Source organism: Mesorhizobium sp. WSM4846 (genome assembly GCF_055811415.1).
In genome coordinates, this window is record NZ_JBVVPZ010000018.1 from 1 (window position 1) to 23,073 (window position 23,073).

Below are 23,073 nucleotides of genomic sequence, written 5' to 3' on the forward strand. Positions count from 1 at the left end.
GGGGGAGGGGGATTTGGTCGAGCCACCAGTTCCTGGCATCGACACGCAGCGATTTGCTGCTTTCAGCGCCAACGAGAATCCCCCTCCCCCTTGTGGGGAGGGGTTAGGGGTGGGGGTCCCTCTTCGTCAGAATCCGTATGCCAGCTCTCGGCGTGCAAAATTGACGCCCGCCTCGTCCAACTTGAGGCGCGCGGATGATCACTCTCGACGCCATCACGCTTTCGGTCATCCAGGCGGCGCTGCAGCAGGTCTGCGACGAGATGGACCTGACGTTTTCGCGCGCCGCATTCTCGCCGGTTATCGCCGAGGCCAACGATCGCTCCGACGGCATCTATTCGGCGGTCGATGGTTCGCTGATCGCACAAGGCAGCCAGGGCCTGCCGGTATTCGTCGGCGTCATGCAGTATTCGACCAAAACGGTGATCGAAATGATCGCCGACGGCCGCTGCCTGCCGCCCGAGCCAGGCGATATCTACATCGTCAACGACCCCTATCTCGGCGGCACCCATCTGATGGATGTGCGCTTCGCCATGCCGGTCTACCGCGACGGCAAAATCTTCTGCTGGCTGTCGAACACCGGCCACTGGCCCGATATCGGCGGTTCGGTGCCGGGCGGTTTTTCTGCCTCGGCAACGGCGGTCGAGCAGGAAGGCTTGCGGCTGCCGCCGGTAAAATTGTTCAAGCAGGGCGTGCTCGATCGCGAGATCTACGCCATCATCTGTTCCAACATCAGGGTTGCCGACCAGCGCATCGGCGACATCCGCGCGCAGGCGGCGGCACTGCTGATCGGCCAGGACCGGCTCAATGGAATCCTGGATCGTTACGGCGAGGAAACAGTCGTCGAGGCGATCGCCGAACTGCGCCGCCGCGCCGCCGAGCAGATGCGTGCCAACATATCGGCCATTCCCGACGGCATCTATCGCTCGCGGGCCTTCGTCGATTCCGACGGGGTGGTGAACGAGCCACTGACCATCGCGCTGGCCGTCGAGAAACACGGCGACACGCTCAGCTTCGATTTTTCGGGCTCGTCAAAACCTTGCGCCGGGCCGATGAACAGCGTTCTGGCGACGACCTTGTCGTCGGTCTATCTCGCCATGCGCCACATTTTCCCTGATGTGCCGATCAGCGCCGGCGCCTTCGAGCCGCTGATCGTCAAGCGGCCGGAAGGCACTTTCCTCGACGCCAAATATCCGCGCCCGGTATCGGGCTGCGCCGCCGAGGTTTCGCAGCGCATCGCCGAGGCGGTGTTCGCGGCGATGGTGCAGGCATTGCCTGACAAGGTGACGGCGGCCCCGGCCGGCTCCAGCGGCAATTTCGCGCTCGGTGGCAACGACCCGGCGCGCGGCCGCGACTACGTCATGTACCAGATCTCCGGCGGCGGCTATGGCGGCAATGCGGGTCATGATGGCCTGAGCAATGGCTGCTCGACCATCGGCATCTCCAAATCGCCGCCGGTCGAGATCATGGAGCAGGCGTTTCCGGTGCTCTACCGCCACTATGCCCTGCGCGAAGGCTCGGGCGGCGCCGGCAGGCATCGCGGCGGTTTCGGCCTCGCCTATGAGGTCGAGATCCTGCGCGGCGATGCCCGCGCCTCCTTCGTCATGGACCATGGCCGTTTCGGCCCGCAAGGCGCGCTCGGCGGCAAGGACGGCGCGGTCAACACGGTGACCGTTTTTCGCGACGGCGCGGAGCATGTGCCGCTGCACCTCTCCAAGGAGCAAGACATCGCGCTGCAGGCCGGCGACCGCGTGCGCGTCGGCACGCCGGGCGGCGGCGGCTATGGTGATCCCCTGCAGCGCGATCCGGAACTGGTGCTGCGGGATGTCAGGCTGGGGTACTATACGCCCGAACAGGCCAGCGAGAAATTTGGCGTTGCCCTTTCCGCGGACGGGTCGGCAGTCGACCGAGCCGCCACCGAGCGGGCACGAGCAGCCGGCTGACCGCCGAAGCTGCCAATCGGCCTTGCCGCGGCGTGCTTGCCGCAGGGCATGTCGTTTCCGTCTCCGCCGCGCCCACAAAACCCCGTAGACTTCTCCCATCAACGGAGATTTGGATCATGCGCCTTTTCGGTCGTTTCTTGGCTGCCGCTTCCGTCGCCATGGCGCTCGCCACCGGCGCTGCCTCCGCCCAGGACAAGAAACTCAAGCTTGGCACCGAGGGCGCCTATCCGCCTTTCAACTATGCCAATGCCGATGGCACGCTGGGCGGCTTCGACATCGATCTCGGCAAGGCGCTGTGCGCCGAGATGAAGACCGAGTGCGAGTTCGTCGTGCAGGATTTCGACGGCTCGATCCCGGCCCTGCAGGCCGGCAAGTTCGACGCCATCATCAACATCACCATCACGCCGGAACGCGCCGAGAAGGTCGACTTCACCCACAAATACTACCAGACGCCACCGGCCATCGCGGTGCCGAAGGATTCGACCGTCACCGGCACCTCGCCCGAGGACCTGAAAGGCAAGGCGCTTGGCGTGCAGAGCGCCACGATCCATCAGAATTTCGCCGAGCAGAAATACGCAGGCTCGACCATCAGACCGTATCCGACCGGCGACGACGCCCGTACCGACATGGTCAACGGCCGCCTCGACGCGGTGATGGACGGCTCGATCCTGCTGACCGAATGGCTGGAGAAGCCCGAGGGCGCCTGTTGCAAGCTGCTCGGCACCCTGGCGCCAGACCCGGCCATCCATGGCCCGGGTGTCGGCATCGCGCTGCAGAAGGGCAACAAGGAGTTGGCCCAAAAACTCGACGCGGCGATCGACGCCCTGCGCGCCAACGGCAAATACAAGGAAATCAACGACAAGTATTTTGCCTTCGACGTCTACGGCGAGTAGGCGGAGGCGCACCGAGCGCCAACATCGACAATTGGTGAAGCCCGAACGGCGCTCCCCCTTCTACAGCAGCATCGTCGGGCCGGCCTCCACTTTCCCGCTTGACTGACCCGCCGTACCGAATACGCTATTGGGGAAAATACCGGCTCCGACCGCCGGGCGGCAAAAATGCCTCGTATGCCTCGCCTTCCGCGGCGGCGGCTGCGGGGCATTGTTATTTTGGGGATTTGCTTGGGACGGCGTATTGAAATCGGCATCCTTTACTCGCGGTCGGGCAACTACCGCCTGCTGTCCGAATCCTGCCGTTCCGGTGCGATGACGGCCATCGCCGATGTCAACGCCGATCCCGCCATCCCGATCGAATTCGTTCCTGTGGAGCGCGACCCGCAAGGCAACATCGACGGCTACGCGACGGGATGCGCCGACATTCTCGCCAACAGCGGCGCGCGCCACATCATTGGCTGCATCACGTCATGGAGCCGCAAGGAGGTCATCCCGATCCTCGAGCGCGCCGGCGGCACGCTCTGGTATGCCTGTCCCTATGAGGGCTTCGAAGCGAACGAGCATGTCGTCTACATGCACGCTTGCCCGAACCAGCATCTCGTTCCGCTGCTGGCCCATGTCGTGCCGCGCTTCGGCGCCAACGGTTTTCTGCTCGGCTCGAACTACATCTGGGGCTGGGAGACCAACCGTGTCGCCCGCGACCTGATCGCAGATGCCGGCGGCAAGGTTTTGGGCGAGCGCTATCTGCCGCTCGGCGAGGTCGATGTCTCCAGGCTGATCGCCGAGATCCAGGCGACCCGGCCGGATTTCGTCCTGAACAACCTGATCGGTTCCTCGTCCTACGCCTTCATTGCGGCCTATGCCAAACTTGCCGAACGCGACCCGCATTTCAGGCCGGAGCGCTGCCCGATCCTGTCCTGCAATCTCACCGAATGCGAGTTGCCGGCGCTCAACGGGGCGGGCAATGGCCACCTTTCCGTCGGGCCATACTTTCACGATATCTCGGCAGCGGATCGCCATGGCGATTCGGCGCCCTCCACCATGCCTGCCTCGTCCTTCGAGGCGGCGGCCTATGCCTCGGTGCGGACGCTTGCCGAAATCCTCGCCTGCAATCCCGGCGCACAATGGCCGGATCTTTCCCAGGCCTTTGCCGGAACCTCGTTTCGAACCCCGTTCGGCGACATCTCCATCGATCCGCAAACCCAGCACGCCACCTTGCCGGTGCAGATCGGGCGCATCGAGGGCACCGCGTTCAAGACCGTCACGCTGACCAAGGGTGTCGCGCCCGATCCCTATCTGTCCCGCTATGACCGGACCGAGACATTCGGCCGCCCACGCTTGAGGGTGGTGTCGTGAGCAGGGTCCCGCGCATCCCGAATCTCGGCGGCGCCACGGCCTTTGTCCTGCATCGTCCGCATCCGACGGTGCTAGCTATCACGCGGCAATTGTCGGCCATCGGCCTCGAGACGGTCGGCTGCTGGCCGGAACTGCCGGCCGAGGCGCTGGCGGCGGACTTCGTTTTCTTCGATGCCGATCTCGGCTTCGACGAACAATTCCCGTGGACGCCGGGTGAGGCGCCGATGCCGCTGGTCGCGCTGATCGGCTCCGAAGCGCCGGGCCGCATCGAGTGGGCGCTGTCGCACAAGGCCGACGCCCAGTTGCTGAAGCCGGTCGGCAATGCCGGCGTCTACAGCGCCCTTTTGATCGCGCGGCAGAGTTTCGAGGCGCGCAAGCTTTTGGCAAGTGAGATATCGTCGCTTCGCCTGCGCGTCGCAGAGCGCCAGACCATCGTGCGCGCGGTGGAGGCCTTGTCCAAAGGCGCTGAGGACGGCCGCGCCTATGCGCAGCTCCGGTCGCTGGCGATGAGCTGGCAGATCAGTGTCGAAGAGGCCGCGCGCAGGATCGTGGCGATGACGGAAGAAGGCGGCGATGACCAATCCCATCGCGCCTGATCTTCCGGCAACCGGGCGCATGCCGGCCAGGCCGCGCGCCGGCGTCTGGCGGCGCCTGGTCAAGCGTCCTCTGGCGTTGATCGGCCTGGTGATCGTTGCCGTCGTCGTGGCCGGCGCCGTCCTGGCGCCGTGGCTGACCGGCTACGATCCGAACGAGCAGATGTTCGACGGGCTGACGCTTGAAGGCGCGCCCTTGCCGCCGAATGCCAGCTTCTGGCTGGGCACGGATCTGCTCGGCCGCGATCTGCTGACCCGCATCCTTTTCGGCGCACGCACCTCGCTGATCATCGGCATCGTCGCCAACGGCGTGGCGCTTCTGATCGGCACGCTGGTTGGCGTCACCGCGGGATATTTCCGCGGCTGGATCGGTGGCGCGCTGATGCGCTTCACCGATCTGATGATGGCCTTTCCGGCGCTGCTGCTCGCCATCTGCCTGGCGGCGGTGCTCCAGCCGAGCCTGTGGATCGTTGCCATGGTGATCGCTCTGGTGAACTGGGTGCAGACCGCGCGGGTCATCTACACCGAGACCAGCTCGCTGGCCGAGCGCGAGTTCATCGACGCCGAGCGTACGATCGGGGCCAGCGCGCCACGCATCCTGTTTCGCCATATCCTGCCGCATCTGCTGCCGACGATCATCGTCTGGGGCACGCTCGGCATCTCGACCACAGTGCTGCTCGAAGCAACGCTCAGCTATCTCGGCATCGGCGTGCAGCCGCCGACCGCATCCTGGGGCAACATCATTTTCGAGAACCAGACATATTTTCAGGCAGCGCCCTGGCTGGTCTTCTTTCCTGGTGCGGCGATCCTGGCGCTGGCGCTGGCCTTCAACCTCATCGGCGATGCGCTGCGCGACATCCTCGATCCGACGCAAAGGGGCCGGGCATGATCGCCTATCTCGGCCGCCGCGTTATCCAGTCCGTGCTCATCCTGCTCGGCGTCTCATTGATCACATTTGCACTGCTCTACCTGCTGCCCGCCGACCCCGTCCGCCAGATCGCCGGCCGCAGTGCCACGCCCGAAACGGTCGAGAACATCCGCCGGCAGCTCGGCCTCGATCAGCCCTTCTTCATCCAGTACTGGCACTATCTGATCAGCCTGCTCAGCGGCGATCTCGGCCGCTCCTACATCCAGCGTTCCGAGGTCACGGAGCTCATCGTCTCGCGACTGCCGGCAAGCCTGCTGCTGATGGTCGGCGCCATCCTTTGCGAGCTGGCGATCGGCCTGACGATGGGCCTTGTTGCCGCCGTCAGGCGCGGCACCGCCACCGACCAGACGCTGATGGTCGCGTCCTTTGTCGGCGTCTCGGCGCCGCAATTCGTCGTCGGCCTGCTGCTCCTTTATGTATTCGCCGTGCGGCTCGGCTGGTTTCCGATCGGCGGCTACGGCACCTGGCGCCATTTGGTGCTGCCCTCGCTGACCATGGGGATCCTCGGCGCCGGCTGGTACGCCCGCATGATGCGCTCGTCGATGATCGACGTGCTGCGCCAGGACTATATGCGGACCGCCCGCGCCAAGGGCCTTGCACGCAGCGCCATCATTTTCCGCCACGCGCTGCCCAACGCCATCCTGCCGGTCATCGCCATGATCGGCATCGACATCGGCATCTTCATGGGCGGCATCGTGGTGGTCGAAAGCGTGTTCGGCTGGCCCGGCATCGGCCAGCTTGCCTGGCAGGCCATCCAGCGCGTCGACATTCCGATCATCATGGGTGTCACCCTGGTTTCGGCCTTCGCCATCGTGCTCGGCAATCTCCTGGCCGACACCGTCGCACCGTTCATCGATCCGCGCATCAAGCTCAGATGAAAGCCAAAAAAGACCGGTAACAACCAGAGAAAGGGAACATGAGATGAAGAAATTCTTGACCTCCAGCGTGGCCGTGTCGGCGCTCGCGCTGATGCTCGGCATGACAAGCGTCCGCGCCGAGGACGCCGTCGACCCGAACGCCAAGCAGGGCGGCGCGATCACCATCACCTACAAGGACGACGTCGCCACGCTCGATCCGGCCATTGGCTATGACTGGCAGAACTGGTCGATGATCAAGAGCCTGTTCGACGGGCTGATGGACTACGAGCCGGGCACCACCAATCTGCGTCCCGACCTCGCCGAGAGCTACGAGATTGCGCCCGACGGCAAGACCTTCACGTTCAAGCTGCGCCAGGGGGTGAAGTTCCACAATGGCCGCGAGATGACCGCCGACGACGTGAAATATTCGCTCGATCGCGTCACCAATCCGAAGACGCAGAGCCCGGGCGCCGGCTTCTTCGGCTCGATCAAGGGCCATGACGAAGTCGCTGCCGGCAAGGCGGAAAGGCTGGCGGGCGTCACCGTCGTCGATCCCTACACGATCAAGTTCGAGCTGACCCGGCCCGACGCCACCTTCCTGCATGTCATGGCCATCAACTTCTCGCATGTCGTGCCGAAGGAGGAAGTCGAGAAATACGGCGCGGATTTTGGCAAGCATCCGGTCGGCACCGGGGCTTTCAAGTTCGCCGAATGGACGCTCGGCCAGCGCGTCGTCTTCGAGCGTAACCCGGATTACTGGCACAAGGGCCTGCCGCATCTCGACAAGGTCACCTTCGAGATCGGCCAGGAGCCGATCGTGGCGCTGCTGCGGCTGCAGAAGGGCGAGATCGACATTCCCGGCGACGGCATTCCGCCGGCCAAGTTCCAGGAGGTGATGGCCGATCCCGAGCAGAAGGCCCGCGTCGTCGAGGGCGGCCAGTTGCACACCGGCTACATCACCATGAACACCACCATGGCGCCCTTCGACAATGTGAAGGTGCGGCAAGCGGTCAACATGGCGATCAACAAGGACCGTATCGTCCAGCTGATCAACAACCGTGCGGTGCCGGCCAATCAGCCGCTGCCGCCGTCGATGCCGGGCTACGACAAGGAATTCAAGGGCTATCCCTATGACGTGGCCAAGGCCAAGGCTTTGCTTGCCGAGGCCGGTCATCCCGACGGTTTCGACACGCAGCTGTTCGCGATGAACACCGATCCCAACCCGCGTATCGCCCAGGCGATCCAGCAGGATCTGGCGGCAGTCGGCATCAAGGCCAGCATCCAGTCGCTCGCGCAGGCCAATGTTATCGCCGCCGGCGGCGACAAGGCCGGCGCGCCGATGATCTGGTCCGGCGGCATGGCCTGGATCGCCGATTTCCCCGATCCGTCGAACTTCTACGGGCCGATCCTCGGCTGCGCCGGCGCGGTTCCGGGCGGCTGGAACTGGTCGTGGTACTGCAACAAGGATCTCGACGCCAAGGCGGCGGAGGCCGACTCGATCGTCGATCCGGCCAAATCAGGCGAACGTGCCGAGATGTGGAGCGCGATCTACGGCAAGATCATGGAAGACGCGCCCTGGGCGCCGGTCTTCAACGAGCAGCGTTTCACCATGAAATCGGCCCGGATGGGTGGCGCCGACAATCTCTATGTCGACCCCGTCCATATCCCGATCAATTATGACAATGTGTATGTGACCGATGTGCAATAACTGCGACTACACCATCCATGGGCGCCATCACCATTTCGGCTGGGACAATTCCTTTGTCCCGACTGAGCGGGTGGCGCCCGGTTCGACGATCGAGTTCCAGTGCCTCGATTCGTCGGGTGGCCAGCTTCAGGCCGACAGCACCGTTGCTGACGTCGCTTTGCTCGACTTCGCCAAGGTGAACCCCGTCACCGGGCCCATCTATGTCGAAGGTGCCGAGCCGGGCGATGCACTGAAGGTGACGATCGAGATGTTCAGGCCGTCCGGCTTCGGCTGGACGGCGAACATTCCGGGGTTCGGGCTGCTCGCCGACGATTTTCCGGAGCCGGCGCTGAACATCTGGACATACGACGCCGCCTCGCTCGAGCCGGCGCTGTTCGGCAAGCATGCCCGCGTGCCGCTGAAACCCTTTGCCGGCACCATCGGCAACGCGCCGGCTGAAATGGGCCTCCACTCGGTGGTGCCGCCAAGGCGCGTCGGCGGCAATCTCGACATCCGCGATCTCGCGGCCGGCACCACGCTCTATCTGCCGGTGGAGGTGGCCGGTGCGCTGTTTTCGGTCGGCGACACGCATGCCGCGCAGGGCGACGGCGAAGTGTGCGGCACGGCGATCGAAAGCCCGATGGATGTCGTGCTCAAGCTCGACCTGGTTAAGGATGCGCGGCTGAAGACGCCGCGCTTCACCACGCCGGGTCCGGTGACGCGCCATCTCGATGCCAAGGGCTATGAGGTGACGACCGGCATCGGACCGGACCTGATGACGGGCGCCAGGGAAGCGGTCTCGCAGATGATCGACCTGCTTGCCGGCCGCTACGCAATGGACCCGGTCGAGGCCTACATGCTGGTTTCGGTCTGCGGCGATCTCCGGATCAGCGAGATCGTCGACATGCCGAACTGGGTGGTGTCGTTCTACTTCCCGCGCTGCGTCTTCGAATGAGCAAAAGCGCAGGCAAAAAGCGGACCGGGGTTTTTGCCCCGGCCGTTTCGACCACGGCTGGACCGGTGCTGGAAATCTCCGGCCTGACCGTCAGCGTGCGCGGCGAAGACGGCGAGCGGCCGGTGGTATCAGGCCTGTCGTTCTCGATTGCACGCGGTGAGACCCTTTGCATTGCCGGTGAATCCGGTTCCGGCAAATCGATGACCGCGCTGGCGATCATGCAGTTGCTTCCGCAGCCCGCCGCCCGGATAGAATCCGGCGCGATCCGGTTTCGCGATATCGATCGGGGCGACATCGATCTGGCTTTGCTCGATGAGCGCCGGATGCGCCACATTCGCGGCGACCGCATCGCGATGATCTTCCAGGAGCCGATGACCTCGCTCAATCCGGTGCTGTCGATCGGCCGGCAGCTGGTCGAGTCCATCGAGGCCCATACCGGCCTGTCACGCGCCGAGGCGCGCCGGCGCGCCATCGAGGCGCTGAAGGCCGTCCGCATCCCGGAACCCGAAAGCCGGCTAAAACAGTTTCCGCACGAACTGTCCGGCGGTATGCGCCAGCGCGTGATGATCGCCATGGCGCTGGCGCTGAAACCGGATGTGCTGATCGCCGACGAGCCGACGACGGCGCTTGACGTCACCGTTCAAGGCGAGGTGCTGGAACTGTTGCGCGATCTGCAGCGCGAACACGGCACCAGCGTCATCCTCATCACCCACGACATGGGCGTGGTTGCCGAAATGGCCGATCGCGTCGTCATCATGCGGCACGGCCGCATGGTCGAGCAGGGAACAGCCGCCGATATCTTTTCCCGCCCGCAAGCCGACTATACGCGTGAACTGCTCGCCGCCGTGCCGCGCATCGGTACCGGCGCCGGCCGCCGGAGTTCCGTCGAAGCGGAAATGCCCGGAAGCGTGGCGGTGGTCAACGATCTGCATGTCCATTTCGACCTGCGCGGTGGCTTCTTCGGCCAAGTGAACCGCCGTGTCCACGCCGTCGAAGGCATCAGCTTTTCGATCGCGCCGCACGAGACGCTGGCGCTGGTCGGCGAATCCGGCTGCGGCAAGTCGACCACCGCCAAGGCGCTGGCCGGGCTTGTGCCCTACCACGGCGATATCGTGATCGGCGGGCGCAATCTGGCGGGCCTTGGCCGTGACCAGCGCAAGGCGGTTCGCCGCGACGTGCAGATGATTTTCCAGGATCCCTATGCCTCGCTTGACCCGCGCATGCGCGTTGGCGACCTCGTTGCCGAGCCGCTGTTGATCCATGGCATTGCCTCGAAGGAAGAGCGCGGCCAGCTTGTGGCGGCGCTGTTCGAGCGCGTCGGCCTGTCGGCCGACCAGATGGAGCTCTATCCGCACGAATTCTCGGGCGGCCAGCGCCAGCGCATCTGCATCGCGCGCGCTCTGGCGCTCAGGCCCAAACTCATCATCGCCGACGAGAGCGTTTCGGCACTCGACGTGTCGGTGCAGGCCCGGGTGCTCGACCTGCTGAAGGAACTGCAGCGCGAATTCGGCATCGCCTATCTGTTCATCTCGCACGACATGGCGGTAGTCGAGAACATTTCCGATCGTGTCGCCGTCATGTATCTCGGCCAGATCGTCGAAATGGGCACCCGCGACCAGGTCTTTTCGAACCCGCGCCATCCCTACACCAAGCGCTTGATCGAGGCCGTGCCGGTGCCCGATCCGGCAAAGCGCCGGCCGCGTTTCGCGCGTCTCGATCAGGAGATCCCGAGCCCGACCCGAAAAATTGGCGAAGAGCCGCCGAAACTGGCCCTGAGGGATCTTGGCAACGGTCATCTCGTTGCGGTTTCCTGACGTGCGCAACTGTCGGCATTCTTGCGACGCTCAGAGCCAGCGCCGCACGCGTTGCCTGTAGTCGAGATACGCACTGCCGAAACGCCGTTCGAGATAGGCCTCCTCGCGGGCGACGACGCCGTAGCGGATCAGGATTGCAAGCGGCAGAGTGAGGACAAGGATCCAAATATTCTGCGCGGCCACGCCGATGCCGCCATAGATGAGGAACATGCCGAGGTAGATCGGATTGCGCGTCCATCCGTGGATGCCGGTCATCACCAGCACGCGCGTCGGCTCATTCGTCGGCACCGGCGTCGCTGCGCGCATGAAGTTGCCAATGCCCGCGGCGAAAAGCGCCAGGCCGATCAGGATCAGCGAGCCGCCGATGATCCAGGCCCCCGCAACCGGGAACGGCAAACGCAGCAGGCGATCCAGCACGAAGCCGATCAGCAGAGCGGCGAGAAAGAGCAGGGGCGGTCTCGCGATGACGCCTGCGGTTCCGCTGTCGGTTTGCCCAGCCGGGTCCATTGCCATGTCTGCTCCCGCAAATGCTGGAGGGCTACGAAGCTCACAGCTGCCTATAATGACAACTAAGGTGTCACTCTAGAAGTTGACAACAAGGGTGTCAATCGCAGAAATTCGCAAGACAAAAGGAAGGAAGCGATGGCGTCGGCAAGACACGACCAGAGGACCGGGGCGGACCCCATCGCTGACGGCAAGGCCGAGGCGATCGCCGAGCTGATGCTCGAAGTGGCCCAGTGCTTCTTCAGAATACGGGCTCTCGGCCAGAAGACAGGGCTCATCACCAGTTGGGGCGGCGGCTCGTTCGGCTTCATGCGAAGCCTCGCGCTGCTTGGCCCGCTCACCGTGCCGCAGATCGCCCGGATGCGGCCCACCAGCCGCCAGCGCATGCAGCGGCTGGCGGATGAGCTAGCGGCCGAGGGGCTCGTCGAATTCATGGACAATCCGAAGCACCGGCGCTCGAAGCTTGTGCAGCTGACGCGCAATGGCGCGGCGCGCTACGGCGAGCTGAACGCCCAGCTCCTGGCGATCGCCTCGACCATGGGCGTCGCTCTCGACGAAGCCGACATCCACAAGACCGCCGATATCGTGCGGCAGCTGAGCGACGATGTGAAACTGCGCTCGGAGCGGCTGGGCTGACGCAAAGGCTGCGAGGGCGCCATTGAAGCGATCCCCGATGCTTGAGCGACGAGCTGCCGGCCGTTTGCCGCTTCCGTCCGCCCGCCGGCGGACGATTGCCAACCGGAACCTCTGCGGAACTGAGGCGTTCGAAGCGCAAAAGCTGAGAGCTGCGCCACCGCAAGAAGAGTACTGCAATGGCTCAGAAAAAAACGACAGGCACGAACGACCGGCCGCGCAACAAGACCATAGGCCAATCCGGCGAAGGCCTGCCGGGCAGCAAGCCGCTTGAAGTCGATGAGGCTGCGGTCGCCTGGGTGAGAAAGCAGCTGCAAGGCGAACCCGGGCAATCTGGCAAAGCCAATGCCGAAGCGGCAGGCACTGCCGGCGCTGGCGAGCATATGTGTCGCCGCTGCGCCGGGACAGGCATGATCGACGGCCGCACCTGCCCCGAATGCGGCGGAACCGGAAAGGTGACGACGCCGATAGGCGGCGGCTGAGAAGATCGAGACAGCGATCCCATTTCGCGGCAATCTGGATCACTGAAGAGCCAAGCAGTTGGGGCGATGGAAATTGTGCGGGTCAGATCGCCGGCACCCACTTCCAGAACACGCCCTCCATCCGTTCGGGATAGTATTTGAACTCGCATTCGAAGCGCCATCCGTAAGTCTTGGCGGCCGCCAGCGCTTCCTTGCTGACCGGGTTCATGCCCGTTCCCGGCGCGAACCAGTCTTCCAGCAAGTCGTCGGGCACGTAGGCGCCGATCCTCAAAGGCAGCTTTTCGAGGACGACATCCATTTCGGCAGGTGCGGACACGGCGGCGCTCCTTTCAGGCTACCTACGGAGAAGTCATTCGCAGCCGATTGGGTTCCAGACTATCGCTGAGTTCGAAGGTGACGTGGGCGGGATCGTCCCGGAACCCCTTAAACTTGGTCAGGCCTGTTCGGCCAAAATAGCTCCCGTTCCTCCGGCAGAGGCGGTCGCGAAGGCCCGGTCGCCGCACCCTGCGGCGACCCATCCTCAGGCACCTCAATTCAGCTTGAGTTTGTCATCTATCGGTGCCTGTTCACTCCACCTGCTCTGCCTGCTGAATTGAAGATGCGTCGACGATCTTCGGCAGATTTTCAGCTAAGGCCAGCACAGTGGATGCGGCACCTCTAGCCGCCATACGACGAAAGTCGTCCATGAACTCCCCTATGCCATTATCTCCGGAGCTGTCGGTCGGATGCATGCTGCGAAGCGCGTGCTCGCAGCCTAACAAGAGAATGCGCATTCCGAGGATGTACTTCTCGGTAATGACGTTGCGGGCAACGCCGTCCTTCGCCGCTATTCGGTATTTGATATGATAGACGTTGTCATAGTTGATCTTGTAAACGCTCTCCTTTCCGAGATCCTGAATCAGGCCACCGTCGGTCTCGGAGAAGTCATCCGGCCATTCTTCGGTCTGATAGCCGGACATTTCTCGCCCATCCTTGGTCAAGAGAATGACGGCCGGCAATCCGTGGGTTGGGGCATCTTCCCCATCGCCTGCTTTCTTATCCCCAGCACTGACATCAGGCTTCGGCTTCGGCTTCGGCGTTACTTTTTTCTCGTCGTCTTCATCGACCACGGCAACTACCCGCACGGTCACCTCTTCCGATACAACGGCCTGCGGCATTGCTTCGTCCTGTAACGCTATCCGAAATGTGAATGTGTCGTCGACATCAACATCTTCCTTGTCCGGAGAAAGGTAGAGAGTCAGTCGACCGTCCTTCAGATGCTCGCGAACGCCGAACTTCTTCCGGATCTCTTCGTCAAGGATCACTCGGCCGGGATTGTCTGGTCTCTGCAGATAATCGTTGCCCGCGTCCGTTCTGGCTCCCAGCGGTCGGCTGCGGCCCAGCGGAATTTCGACAGCGTTTTTCGCAACGCGTTCCTCCAACCGGATAAAGGTCGGGCTGTAGGATCCCTTGAACTCCTCGGCTGTTCCGCTCTCTTTTCCGCCAGCCTTGGACCCACCCGAGGCAGGCAGCTTGATCGAAGGATCGCGGCTCGACAGCAAGCCGGCGAGACTGGGATCTCGGTCGACAAGCTTCTGGAACAGCGAATTGCCCTCTGTCTTCGCCGCGCGCTCCAACTCCTCGGCGGCGATCTTGGCTTGTAGGTCCTTCAGTGCCTGTGACTCTTTTATTGTCTTGGTGACCTCTTCGACGTAGCGCTCGCCATCGAGCGTGTTGCTAAGGTGTTCCCGATCGCCCTTCCACACCTCGTTGTGTGCCGCGAATGTCAGATTGCTGGCATCAACGATAACGACGATGCGGTCCTTTAAGGCAGGAAATCCGCATGTGGTGGAGAGATAGCCGCGTGTCTGCTTGAACTGGACCTGTCCGTTGACGGCATGAAAGACACGATTGTTGGAGTTGTTCGGCTTGAGCCACCCTGGGATGTCGCGCTTCAACGGTATCGCGCTGATGCTCACTTCGCCGAGATTCGGGTGCGAAAACTTGCCGACAAACACCCTGTCTTCGCCCGAGGCTTCGTCTTCGCCTTCCAGGCCCTCTTCCTTGTGGGAATTGAGGAGCAGGAATTCCATCCCGTAAAACGGGCGTGGGTCTACCCCCAATGCGCGGTCCGGACCGCGCTTCGGGTCCGGCTTCTGCCTGAGATCAAGGATGCGGAATGGCAGGATGGTCTCGACCAAGTTCTCGTTAAGCGCATCGCGCGAACCGCGGAAGCTGAGAAACCGGGACCCGACCTGGTAGTCGTAGAGCTTCACGATCGTGCCCGCATTCAAATGCATGCGGTCGTAGCGCTTCTTCTCGATCGTATGGTAGGGAAACAGCTCCTCGGCATCGAACCTTGCGATCTTGCCGCCCGGCATGACGAAATACTCTGCCACAGGCATGCGATCGCCGTCGGTCGGGCGGCGACGCATGATGGTCCATCCCCACGGACCCGACTTATCGTAACGGCGGGACACGATGAGCTTGAACCAGCGACGGCCGCAATAGCGAAGCACGCCGGACGAGCCCATGTTGAACTTGCCCTGGACGAAGTTGATAGATTTCTTGTTGCCGGCGCTCAGCGACAGGAAAGTGGTTTCAAAATCGTCCGGGTGCTGGCCTTCACCGTTGTCGGCGAATGAATAACAAGGCAACCCTTCCGCCTTCGACTTCGCACCTGTGATACCGATCGCGAGATTGCTCTGGGCGAACTTCTTGAGCCATGGATCGTTTGGCCCGAGGTTCACCAGCTTTCCGCCGTGCATCTTATGAACGAGGTGGTCGACCGCTTGATACATGGTGGCGGGGGCTTTTTTGCCTTTCGGATCGATGCCCTTGAGGTAGGCGTGTTTCAGGAGCACGGCATCGACCATGTTGGTCATCAGTTCGGTCAGTGCCTTCCCGCCGTCCGATGCCTGGTTGGAAGTAACGTTGAAGTTGGTTTCGCGGCCGTCGAGAGGCTTCCAGTTTTTGGAGTCCTGCATCTCCGGGACTGAAGCAAGAATTTTTTCGACTTCGAGTTCGGACTCGGCAGCCAGAAGTGACAGACATACTTTTTTGGAATCCATGACTTATCCCCTATTCCAACGTGAACTTGGTCGCCCCGTTTCTCTTTCCGGAGAGCTCAAACCGTTTCCGGCAAACGCTGATCTCTTCGTTCAGAGCCTTAAAAATCTTCGTAATATCCTCATCCGTGTAGTCATAATTCGATCGATTTGCGAGATTTCCGATAAGCTGGATGTCCTTTAGCGCCTTGGTAACCCGGGTGGATGCCAGTCTTATAAATTTTGCCCGGTCTTCTTCGCGTACCATATTCGCTCTCCACGCAATTGAGGCCGTACATATGACAAATGTACGATCGTGAAAAGCAATATGTTGCATTGCTAGGTAGGTGGTCCACTCCGAGCAACGTATTTGGATGACCGATAACGCGTTAAATGATTGTGACTCCAACGAAATTTCTTGCGCAGCCATTGACTGCATTCCGACGATGAGTATGATTGAATATATTCACGGAGATTTGTGTGTCGCGCGAGAAGACCTACTCCACGGACGGGGCCGCAAAGGAGTTGGGAATCTCGAAAAGCACCCTCCTGCGCTGGTTCCGGGAAAAGAGGATCGAAGATGTGAAGCGCGACAGAAATGGTTGGCGTGTGTTCACGTCTGCCGATATCAAGCGCATCAGGAAGGTACTGTGATGGGTGTTTCGGTCGGCAAGAAAGACGAGCAAAAGGCGGCAAAGATGCCGAATTTTCTCGCAGTTGATTTTTTTTGCGGTGCCGGCGGAACGACGCGAGGTCTGATCGATGCCGGCGGTTACGTGATTGCCGGGATCGACAAGGACAATCGCTGCCGCCTTACCTACGCAGAGAACAATTTCAACGAAACGGTCGACCATTCAAACTCAAGGTTCCTCCACTACGACGTTTTCCCCGCAACCGAGGATTACCCAGGCGGGCAACAGGCAGAACTGTGTGCGGAGCTTGATTCGCTGCTGGGCTACTATCGGTCGAAAGCTCCAGCCACTCCCGTACTTTTTGCCATTTGTGCGCCCTGCCAGCCATTCACCCGCCTTTCCCGGAAGAAACTGAGCGAAAAGCGTCGATTGGGAAGGGAGAAGGACCGTAGCTTGCTGACGGAAGCTGCCGAATATGTCGACCGCTATAAGCCTGAAATGGTGTTGTCCGAGAATGTTGCAGGTATCAAGGATGCCAAGTACGGAGGTATCTGGGAAGATTTCAGAGTGCGCCTTAATCAATTGGGTTACGTGACCGGCTCGAAGGTGGTGTGCACTTCGAACTTCGGCATCCCTCAATTCCGCAAACGGTCGATTCTGATAGCGGTTCGACGCGACCTTGTCCGCGAGGAGCGTTTCGCCGATCTCTTGGAAACCGAGTTGTTGGTACCGGACTCCGATCCGAACGAAACTCTGGTTTCGGTGTCCCGTGCGATCGGACACTTGCCCCCCGTGGCCGCGGGCGAAGTCCATCCGGAAATCCCCAACCACAAGGCCCGCTCGCTGAGCGAGCTGAACCTCATGCGTCTGTCTTCCGCCAAGCCCGGAGAGTCGAATGCTTACATGGCAAACACCCAATACGGCGACCTGACGCTCGACTGCCACCGCAAGGTCAACGAGCGTCTCAACGACCGCTGCTTCAGCGATGTCTACACCCGAATGCATCCAGATCGGCCGTCGCCGACAATCACGACGAAGTGCCACAGCATTTCAAACGGGCGATTTGGGCATTTCGATACCAACCAAGTTCGCGGGATTTCCCTTCGGGAGGCAGCCATCCTGCAATCCTTTCCAGATGAATACGTTTTCTATCCGACGGAGCAGATCGAGCCTGTCGCTCGCATGATCGGAAATGCCGTCCCTCCCAAGCTGGCTCGCTATTTTGCAGGCTACCTTGTCAACTCGATAGAACCGTCGCGCGCCCGCTGACGTCTGCCAGGTCTGTTAGCAGGGCATCGGTGTCGGCTTCGAGACGGCATTCCCAGATCGTTACTACGTGCCAGCCAGCCGCCGTCAGAGCTTCCAAGTTGCGTCGGTCGCGGCCCATGGTTCTGTCGATCTTCTCTGCCCAGAATTCCGTGTTCGAAGACGGGCGCTTGCCTCGCCTACAATCGTGACCGTGCCAGAAGCAGCCGTTTATGAACACCGCCGTCCAATATCTCGGCAGCACGATATCTGGTCGGCCTGGCAAATCATTACGATGAAGGCGGAATCGATAGCCGGCAGCGTGGAGGATCCGCCGAACATAAATCTCTGGACGCGTGTTCCTGCCTCGAATCAGGCTCATTATTCGCGAGCGAACTTCTGAGGAAATGCTGTCGACCATCGTCTGTACTGTGGTTCCAGTAGGGCGGAAGAAAGCTTCGGCCATCGAGCGGGGCTGAGGCAATTCTATGGCGCACCCGACAGGATTCGAACCTGTGACCTCTGCCTTCGGAGGGCAGCGCTCTATCCAGCTGAGCTACGGGTGCCTTCAGGATCGAAATCCGGAAAACGAACCAGCCAGTGAACCGGCCAGCCACGGCTTCTTAGCTGAAGCCGGGGCGGGCTTCAACGCAGAAATGGAACAGCGCCCGCCACTTCATGCATGGTGATCCGGACACAAACCCAAAAGGTTTCCAACGTGGGGTGATCGGTGATCTGCTGGGAGACACTCAATACGGCACGAGCGCGAAAGCTGGAGAAGCCGGAGCGTTTCCGATTCTGCGCATGGGCAATGTCACCAATGACGGTCGAATTGTCGTGGTTGACCTCAAGTTCATCGATCTTTCTGACAAAGAGGTAGAAAAATACACGGTCCGGAAAGGAGACATCCTATTCAATCGGAAAAACAGCGTCGATCTTGTGGGTAAGACTGCTGTTTTTGGAATAGAGGAGCCATTTGCTTTCGCTGGGTATCTTGTTCGGGCGAGGACCAAGAATTCAATCAGTCCGCACTACGTTGCAGGCTACCTCAATTCTCGACAGGGCAAAGCCACCTTGCGCAACATGGCAAAGAGCATCGTCGGAATGGCAAATATCAACGCGAAGGAAATGGCCTCAATCTCCATTCTTATCCCGGACGCCGACAGCCAGGGTCGCTACACGACTGCTCTAACATCAGTCGGAGATCAGCGCAGGCGATTGGAGACACAATTGCGGGACACCAACTCACTCTTCTCCTCCCTCCAATTCCGCGCCTTCTCAGGCCAGCTCTGACTATGTCCGACGCGCTGACCGGCAGTGATTGGACGGACCGCGAGATCGACCTCATCACCGCCGACTATTTCGACATGCTGTCGCTGGAACTGGCGGGCCGTTCGTTCGTCAAGGCGCAGCGCAACGCGCAGCTTCAGGAATTGACCGGCCGCAGCCGCGGCTCGATCGAATTCAAACACCAGAACATAAGTGCGGTGCTCTATCGGCTCGGCATGCCGTGGATCGCCGGATACAAGCCGATGGCGAACTTCCAACGCGCCCTGGTCGACGGCGTCGAGCGCCATATCGCCCGCGATCCGGCGCTCTTTGAGAGCCCGATCTTGGCCGCGTCTGCACCCGGGTTGCACGAGCCTCAGCCCCTTTTCTTCGAAGCGCCACCTGTCGCGGCGTTCGAAACCGTGCCGCCCGCGCTGGAGCGGATCGTGCGGAAATTCGATCCGGCGCTGCGGGACGCCCGCAACAGACAACTGGGCCAGAGCGGCGAGGAACGCATCTTCTTTGCCGAGCAGTCGGGCTTGCGCGCGGCAGGGCGCGACGATCTTGCCCGGAAGGTGCGCTGGGTATCAGTGGAGGACGGCGCCGGCGCCGGCTATGACATTCGCTCGTTCGATCCGGCCGGCAGCGAGCGGCTGATCGAGGTGAAGACCACCACCGGCCACAAGCAGACCCCGTTCCTGCTTTCGGAGAACGAACGGGCCTTCTCGGAGGAGCGGCCGGACGCCTTCCGGCTGGTCCGGCTGTTCGACTTCGTGCGCCAACCGCGCGCCTTCGAACTTACGCCACCGCTGGACAGATCCGTGCTGCTGAAGGCCGCAACCTGGCGGGCGCATTTCTGATGCCGCTCAATATTTGAAACTGCTTGCTAAATGGTAACATAAATGTCACCATGTGATCCGTATTGAAGAGTATCTGACCGAAAAGGATGAAAGCCCGTTCCGCAAATGGTTCGATGCGCTCGACGGCCAGGCGGCGGCGCTTGTCACGACGCGGCTCGCCAGGCTTGGCGATGGCAATACGTCGAACGTGAAGCCGATCGGCGAAGGTGCGGCGGAACTTCGGATCGATCGCGGACCCGGCTATCGTATCTATTTCGGCTGGGACGGCACGACGCTGGTGATCCTGTTGGGCGGCGGAACGAAGAGACGGCAGCAGGACGACATACAAGACGCACTGAGACACTGGCGCGATTACAGGGCGCGCAAGCGCGCGGGCAGCAGGAAGGACAGATAGTCATGCCGTTGACGAGGGCGTTTCGCGAGACGGTGCGCGCGCGGGCTGAGCGCGATTCGCTTTTTCGGGAGGCGTTGTTGCGCCAAGCGGTGCAGGATCTGCTCGATGGCGATGCCGCTGGCGGCCGCGCGGCGATGCGCGAGGCGATCAACGCCACGATCGGCTTCGAGCGGCTGGGTGAAATCGTCGGCAAGTCGCCGAAGAGCCTCATGCGCATGTTCGGACCAGACGGCAACCCTACGGCGGAGAACCTTCTCGGCGTCATCCGCGCCCTGCAGATCGAAACCGGGGTGCATCTGACGGTGCAAGCCGCGGCCGACGCGGCCTGACCAAAAGTCTGCCGGGGGGCTGCGGCAGCCATGACGAGGACCGTGTGATGAGGCTGGTCAGCCGCATCCGCGAGATCAGCGACAGCGCAGTCGCCTAGTCTCACTGCTCCCCGGCATACAGCAGCCGCGTCGTCGTGTTCGACGCCGGCGACAGGTTGCGCTGGATCAGTGCTTCGACGTGGTCGTTGCGCTGGCGCGCGCTGTCGGCGCCCATCACCACGAGGATCAGCCGGCGGCCGTCGGCATCGTAGGAGGTGACGATGTTGAAGCCTGAGGCTCTGATATAGCCTGTCTTGATGCCGTTGACGCCGCGGACGCGGCCGAGCATGTCGTTGTGGCCGCGCACCAGCCTGCCCCGGAACATGAAGTCGCTTTCCGAAAAATAGTGGAAATGCTGGGGGAAGCGGGCGCGTAGCGCCATCCCGAGCACCGCCATGTCGCGCGCCGTCGTCTGCTGGCCGCCGTCCGGCAGGCCGGAAGCGTTGCGGAAGACGGTGCTTCGCATGCCGATCTGGCGCGCCTTGGCCGTCATCATCGCGGCAAACGCAGCTTCGCTGCCGCCGAGATATTCGGCGACGGCGACCGCCACGTCATTGGCCGACTTGACGGTGATCGCCCGGATCGCCGAATCGACGTCGATCGTCTCGCCGCGCCGGAAGCGCAGCTTGGTCGGCGGCTGCCTGGCGGCGTTGGCCGAAACCGGGATCAGCGTCGTCTTGCTGACGCGGCCCTGATCCAGCGCTTCGAACAGCAGGTAGAGCGTCATCATCTTGGTCAGCGACGCGGGATAGCGCGGCGCCGTCGAATTGGCCTCGAACAGCGTCCTGCCGCTGCTGCCATCGACGACGACAGCCGCATATTTCTGCGCCGGCGCCGGCACCGCCAGCATGGTCTCGGTCGGCGTCGTCGCGCAGCCGGCAACGAGCACCAGCAGCGCAAACGCCGCGACAAATTTCTGGAGGAGCGGAAAGTGGCGCGGTTTGGACATTCTGAAGGTAAGCTGTTGCTGAAACGAGTGGGAAACTAGCCTAACCCAATGGCGCCGTCCATTTGGTTAATGCCGGTCTTCACGGCAATCGCTTCGGGTTGAATTCCCGGCGTTGGCGCTGCCCCTCATTGCCCTGCCGGCATTGCGGCCAGTTTCTTTCTCCCCGTTTACGGCAGGGCTATCTCGGTGAAAGGCCGAGGCTTTCGCTCTACGATGGACCCCCACCCTAACCCTCCCCACAAGGGGGAGGGAACGCTGCCGCGCGCCTTTACTTTCCCTTGGGTGCGCCGGAAGGCAGGCAATTTGCCGAGGTCAGCGCCAACGGAAGTCTCCCTCCCCCTTGTGGGGAGGGGTTAGGGGTGGGGGTACATCGTAGAGCAAAAGCCTCGGCTTTACCTGCGGTAGCGCTGCCCTTGTGGGGAGGGGTTAGGGGTGGGGGTACATCGTAGCGCGAAAGCCTCGGGGCTAGGGGTACGTCACCGGGCAAATGCGTCTCTGACATGAAATGCCCGTCACCCAGCTTGCGCAACCGACACCGAGCGGGTTTGCTGGCGCCGGCAGAATCAGCAGGTGCGCCATGGATACGCTCACGATCAAGGCAAAGGGCATTTCGGTAACTGTCGATCTCACCGTCGGCCATCTCGCCGACATGACCGTCGATATCGACGGGCGCCGACTAAAACCGCTGCATCGCGCGCCGTGGGTCGACGAGCCGCGCGAGACGCTGCCGCCAGACCTGCCCGAGGGCACCGTTCGCCTGTCCGGCGATTTTTTATGCGCGCCGTTTTCGCGCAGCGATGTCGAGGAAGCGCCCTTGCATGGCTGGCCGGCCAACAGCCGCTGGGATGTCGTCGCCTCCGCGGCGACTGCCGATGGCTGGCGGGCCGTTTTCAGGCTGCAGCACAAGGTCATGGGCGCGACGGTCGACAAGATTCTCACCCTGCGCGACGATCATCCGTTTCTCTATCAGGAACATGTCTTTTCCGGCGGGTCCGGCGGCATTTCCGTCGCCCATCATCCGATGACGGTGATGACGGACGGCGGCAGGCTGGCTTTCTCGCCGAAGCGGTTTGCGGCAACGCCGGACGACCCGCTCGAGCCCGATCCGGCCCGCGGCCGTTTCCGCTTCGCCTATCCCGCGCGGTCCGCCGACCTGACGCGTTTTCCCGCCGCCGATGGCGGCACGCTCGACCTGACCGACTATCGCATCGACCAGGGCCGAGAGGATTTCGTCACGCTGGTCGAGGCCGACCATGGCGGGCCGGGCTGGACCGCGCTGGCGCGAAAAGCGGAAGCCGATCTGGTTGTGGTGCTGAAAAACCCGGCCGAGCTGCCGGTCACCATGCTGTGGGTCAGCAATGGCGGGCGCGACTACGCGCCGTGGAGCGGCCGCCATCGCGGCGTGCTCGGCATCGAGGACGGCCGCACCGCGCTCGGCCATGCCGCGTCGCTCGGTGACAACTGGCTGAAGCGGGAAGGTGTGGCGACCGCCTTTGCGCTTGGCGAAGGCCGCAACGTCTCGTTCCGCCACGTCATCGGCGCACTGCCCCAACAAGCCGGCGGCGAGCCGCCGCGTGACATCATAACAGCGCAGGGGCATATGCGCCTTGCGGCTGCCGACGGTTCGACGCGGGATGTCGCTTTCGACGGCGATTTCCTGCGGATTGGCCGATCGGTTCCTGGTTGAT

Annotated in this window: 24 protein-coding genes and 1 tRNA gene; 18 read left to right on the forward strand and 7 right to left on the reverse strand. The window is 62.3% G+C overall.

Features of this window, described 5'->3' with window-relative positions; genetic code table 11:
* Positions 1-194: 194 nt before the first annotated feature.
* The 9 genes from AC0L15_RS16585 to AC0L15_RS16625 all read left to right on the forward strand — a co-directional run bounded on the left by AC0L15_RS16585 (position 195) and on the right by AC0L15_RS16625 (position 11,023).
* Positions 195-1,940, forward strand: a complete 1,746-nt coding sequence (locus AC0L15_RS16585; protein WP_473496583.1) for a hydantoinase B/oxoprolinase family protein — start codon at positions 195-197, stop codon at positions 1,938-1,940.
* Between the two features lie 116 nt (positions 1,941-2,056).
* On the forward strand, positions 2,057-2,833 hold the full coding sequence (locus AC0L15_RS16590) for an ABC transporter substrate-binding protein (RefSeq protein ID WP_473496584.1): 777 nt from the start codon (positions 2,057-2,059) through the stop codon (positions 2,831-2,833).
* Between the two features lie 228 nt (positions 2,834-3,061).
* The gene (locus AC0L15_RS16595) at positions 3,062-4,189 is read left to right on the forward strand and encodes a transporter substrate-binding protein (RefSeq protein WP_473496585.1); all 1,128 of its coding nucleotides are present in this window, start codon (positions 3,062-3,064) and stop codon (positions 4,187-4,189) included.
* Positions 4,186-4,785, forward strand: coding sequence for an ANTAR domain-containing response regulator (locus AC0L15_RS16600; protein WP_473496586.1), 600 nt, complete (start codon positions 4,186-4,188; stop codon positions 4,783-4,785). Before AC0L15_RS16595 ends, AC0L15_RS16600 begins: the two co-directional genes overlap by 4 nt.
* On the forward strand, positions 4,763-5,671 hold the full coding sequence (locus AC0L15_RS16605; RefSeq protein ID WP_473496587.1) for an ABC transporter permease: 909 nt from the start codon (positions 4,763-4,765) through the stop codon (positions 5,669-5,671). Before AC0L15_RS16600 ends, AC0L15_RS16605 begins: the two co-directional genes overlap by 23 nt.
* On the forward strand, positions 5,668-6,588 hold the full coding sequence (locus AC0L15_RS16610) for an ABC transporter permease (protein WP_473496588.1): 921 nt from the start codon (positions 5,668-5,670) through the stop codon (positions 6,586-6,588). Before AC0L15_RS16605 ends, AC0L15_RS16610 begins: the two co-directional genes overlap by 4 nt.
* Positions 6,589-6,679: 91 nt before the next feature.
* Positions 6,680-8,275: an ABC transporter substrate-binding protein gene (locus AC0L15_RS16615; protein WP_473496621.1), complete on the forward strand. Its 1,596-nt coding sequence runs from the start codon at positions 6,680-6,682 to the stop codon at positions 8,273-8,275.
* Positions 8,265-9,209 (forward strand): acetamidase/formamidase family protein, encoded by a 945-nt coding sequence (locus AC0L15_RS16620; protein WP_473496589.1) that lies wholly within the window; start codon positions 8,265-8,267, stop codon positions 9,207-9,209. Before AC0L15_RS16615 ends, AC0L15_RS16620 begins: the two co-directional genes overlap by 11 nt.
* Positions 9,206-11,023 (forward strand): ABC transporter ATP-binding protein, encoded by a 1,818-nt coding sequence (locus AC0L15_RS16625; RefSeq protein ID WP_473496590.1) that lies wholly within the window; start codon positions 9,206-9,208, stop codon positions 11,021-11,023. The genes AC0L15_RS16620 and AC0L15_RS16625 overlap by 4 nt, the downstream gene beginning before the upstream one ends.
* 30 nt (positions 11,024-11,053) lie before the next feature.
* Here the strand turns inward: AC0L15_RS16625 and AC0L15_RS16630 are convergent, their stop codons facing one another.
* On the reverse strand, positions 11,054-11,536 hold the full coding sequence (locus AC0L15_RS16630) for a methyltransferase family protein (protein WP_473496591.1): 483 nt from the start codon (positions 11,534-11,536) through the stop codon (positions 11,054-11,056).
* Positions 11,537-11,665: 129 nt separating this feature from the next.
* Here AC0L15_RS16630 and AC0L15_RS16635 point away from each other — a divergent pair, with 129 nt between their 5' ends.
* The gene (locus AC0L15_RS16635; RefSeq protein ID WP_473496592.1) at positions 11,666-12,163 is read left to right on the forward strand and encodes a MarR family winged helix-turn-helix transcriptional regulator; all 498 of its coding nucleotides are present in this window, start codon (positions 11,666-11,668) and stop codon (positions 12,161-12,163) included.
* A gap of 176 nt (positions 12,164-12,339) precedes the next feature.
* Positions 12,340-12,642 carry a hypothetical protein gene (locus tag AC0L15_RS16640; protein WP_473496593.1) on the forward strand — a complete coding sequence of 101 codons (303 nt, stop codon included), beginning with the start codon at positions 12,340-12,342 and terminating at the stop codon, positions 12,640-12,642.
* 82 nt (positions 12,643-12,724) lie between these two features.
* On the opposite strand, the gene AC0L15_RS16645 is transcribed toward AC0L15_RS16640, so the two are convergent.
* The 3 genes from AC0L15_RS16645 to AC0L15_RS16655 all read right to left on the reverse strand — a co-directional run bounded on the left by AC0L15_RS16645 (position 12,725) and on the right by AC0L15_RS16655 (position 15,936).
* Positions 12,725-12,958 (reverse strand): hypothetical protein, encoded by a 234-nt coding sequence (locus AC0L15_RS16645; protein ID WP_473496594.1) that lies wholly within the window; start codon positions 12,956-12,958, stop codon positions 12,725-12,727.
* A 250-nt stretch (positions 12,959-13,208) separates the two neighbouring features.
* Entirely contained in the window at positions 13,209-15,692 is a 2,484-nt protein-coding gene (locus AC0L15_RS16650) for a hypothetical protein (RefSeq protein WP_473496595.1), read from the reverse strand.
* Positions 15,693-15,702: 10 nt separating this feature from the next.
* Positions 15,703-15,936 carry a hypothetical protein gene (locus AC0L15_RS16655; protein WP_473496596.1) on the reverse strand — a complete coding sequence of 78 codons (234 nt, stop codon included), beginning with the start codon at positions 15,934-15,936 and terminating at the stop codon, positions 15,703-15,705.
* A gap of 212 nt (positions 15,937-16,148) precedes the next feature.
* On the opposite strand from AC0L15_RS16655, the gene AC0L15_RS16660 reads away from it, so the two are divergent.
* Positions 16,149-16,322 (forward strand): MerR family transcriptional regulator, encoded by a 174-nt coding sequence (locus AC0L15_RS16660; RefSeq protein ID WP_258121048.1) that lies wholly within the window; start codon positions 16,149-16,151, stop codon positions 16,320-16,322.
* A complete protein-coding gene (locus AC0L15_RS16665; protein WP_473496597.1) occupies positions 16,322-17,569 on the forward strand; it encodes a DNA cytosine methyltransferase in 1,248 nt (415 codons plus the stop codon). The genes AC0L15_RS16660 and AC0L15_RS16665 overlap by 1 nt, the downstream gene beginning before the upstream one ends.
* On the opposite strand, the gene AC0L15_RS16670 is transcribed toward AC0L15_RS16665, so the two are convergent.
* Together AC0L15_RS16670 and AC0L15_RS16675 are read right to left on the reverse strand one after the other, a co-directional pair.
* Complete coding sequence (locus AC0L15_RS16670; RefSeq protein WP_473496598.1) at positions 17,538-18,011, reverse strand: very short patch repair endonuclease; 474 nt, start codon at positions 18,009-18,011, stop codon at positions 17,538-17,540. The genes AC0L15_RS16665 and AC0L15_RS16670 overlap by 32 nt on opposite strands.
* A gap of 23 nt (positions 18,012-18,034) precedes the next feature.
* A tRNA-Arg gene (locus tag AC0L15_RS16675) sits at positions 18,035-18,111 on the reverse strand.
* 157 nt (positions 18,112-18,268) lie between these two features.
* On the opposite strand from AC0L15_RS16675, the gene AC0L15_RS16680 reads away from it, so the two are divergent.
* The 4 genes from AC0L15_RS16680 to AC0L15_RS16695 are packed head-to-tail and all read left to right on the forward strand — an operon-like array spanning position 18,269 to position 20,397.
* Positions 18,269-18,838, forward strand: a complete 570-nt coding sequence (locus AC0L15_RS16680; protein ID WP_473496599.1) for a restriction endonuclease subunit S — start codon at positions 18,269-18,271, stop codon at positions 18,836-18,838.
* A gap of 2 nt (positions 18,839-18,840) precedes the next feature.
* On the forward strand, positions 18,841-19,674 hold the full coding sequence (locus AC0L15_RS16685) for a protein NO VEIN domain-containing protein (RefSeq protein WP_473496600.1): 834 nt from the start codon (positions 18,841-18,843) through the stop codon (positions 19,672-19,674).
* Positions 19,675-19,729: 55 nt separating this feature from the next.
* Positions 19,730-20,068, forward strand: coding sequence for a type II toxin-antitoxin system RelE/ParE family toxin (locus tag AC0L15_RS16690; protein WP_473496622.1), 339 nt, complete (start codon positions 19,730-19,732; stop codon positions 20,066-20,068).
* A gap of 2 nt (positions 20,069-20,070) precedes the next feature.
* A complete protein-coding gene (locus tag AC0L15_RS16695; protein WP_287316887.1) occupies positions 20,071-20,397 on the forward strand; it encodes a helix-turn-helix domain-containing transcriptional regulator in 327 nt (108 codons plus the stop codon).
* Positions 20,398-20,497: 100 nt separating this feature from the next.
* Here AC0L15_RS16695 and AC0L15_RS16700 read toward each other — a convergent pair whose 3' ends face one another.
* A complete protein-coding gene (locus AC0L15_RS16700; RefSeq protein ID WP_473496601.1) occupies positions 20,498-21,385 on the reverse strand; it encodes a D-alanyl-D-alanine carboxypeptidase family protein in 888 nt (295 codons plus the stop codon).
* A gap of 577 nt (positions 21,386-21,962) precedes the next feature.
* Here AC0L15_RS16700 and AC0L15_RS16705 point away from each other — a divergent pair.
* Positions 21,963-23,072, forward strand: a complete 1,110-nt coding sequence (locus AC0L15_RS16705) for a hypothetical protein (protein WP_473496602.1) — start codon at positions 21,963-21,965, stop codon at positions 23,070-23,072.
* Position 23,073: the final 1 nt, after the last annotated feature.

Bases quoted from the DNA above. Each gene is read 5' to 3' on its own strand.
- AC0L15_RS16585 (WP_473496583.1), top strand. From the start codon at position 195: ATGATCACTCTCGACGCCATCACGCTTTCGGTCATCCAGGCGGCGCTG.
- AC0L15_RS16590 (WP_473496584.1), top strand. From the start codon at position 2,057: ATGCGCCTTTTCGGTCGTTTCTTGGCTGCCGCTTCCGTCGCCATGGCG.
- AC0L15_RS16605 (WP_473496587.1), top strand. From the start codon at position 4,763: ATGACCAATCCCATCGCGCCTGATCTTCCGGCAACCGGGCGCATGCCG.
- AC0L15_RS16610 (WP_473496588.1), top strand. From the start codon at position 5,668: ATGATCGCCTATCTCGGCCGCCGCGTTATCCAGTCCGTGCTCATCCTG.
- AC0L15_RS16615 (WP_473496621.1), top strand. From the start codon at position 6,680: ATGCTCGGCATGACAAGCGTCCGCGCCGAGGACGCCGTCGACCCGAAC.
- AC0L15_RS16620 (WP_473496589.1), top strand. From the start codon at position 8,265: ATGTGCAATAACTGCGACTACACCATCCATGGGCGCCATCACCATTTC.
- AC0L15_RS16625 (WP_473496590.1), top strand. From the start codon at position 9,206: ATGAGCAAAAGCGCAGGCAAAAAGCGGACCGGGGTTTTTGCCCCGGCC.
- AC0L15_RS16630 (WP_473496591.1), bottom strand. From the start codon at position 11,536: ATGGCAATGGACCCGGCTGGGCAAACCGACAGCGGAACCGCAGGCGTC.
- AC0L15_RS16635 (WP_473496592.1), top strand. From the start codon at position 11,666: ATGGCGTCGGCAAGACACGACCAGAGGACCGGGGCGGACCCCATCGCT.
- AC0L15_RS16640 (WP_473496593.1), top strand. From the start codon at position 12,340: ATGGCTCAGAAAAAAACGACAGGCACGAACGACCGGCCGCGCAACAAG.
- AC0L15_RS16650 (WP_473496595.1), bottom strand. From the start codon at position 15,692: ATGGATTCCAAAAAAGTATGTCTGTCACTTCTGGCTGCCGAGTCCGAA.
- AC0L15_RS16655 (WP_473496596.1), bottom strand. From the start codon at position 15,936: ATGGTACGCGAAGAAGACCGGGCAAAATTTATAAGACTGGCATCCACC.
- AC0L15_RS16665 (WP_473496597.1), top strand. From the start codon at position 16,322: ATGGGTGTTTCGGTCGGCAAGAAAGACGAGCAAAAGGCGGCAAAGATG.
- AC0L15_RS16670 (WP_473496598.1), bottom strand. From the start codon at position 18,011: ATGGCCGAAGCTTTCTTCCGCCCTACTGGAACCACAGTACAGACGATG.
- AC0L15_RS16685 (WP_473496600.1), top strand. From the start codon at position 18,841: ATGTCCGACGCGCTGACCGGCAGTGATTGGACGGACCGCGAGATCGAC.
- AC0L15_RS16695 (WP_287316887.1), top strand. From the start codon at position 20,071: ATGCCGTTGACGAGGGCGTTTCGCGAGACGGTGCGCGCGCGGGCTGAG.
- AC0L15_RS16700 (WP_473496601.1), bottom strand. From the start codon at position 21,385: ATGTCCAAACCGCGCCACTTTCCGCTCCTCCAGAAATTTGTCGCGGCG.
- AC0L15_RS16705 (WP_473496602.1), top strand. From the start codon at position 21,963: ATGGATACGCTCACGATCAAGGCAAAGGGCATTTCGGTAACTGTCGAT.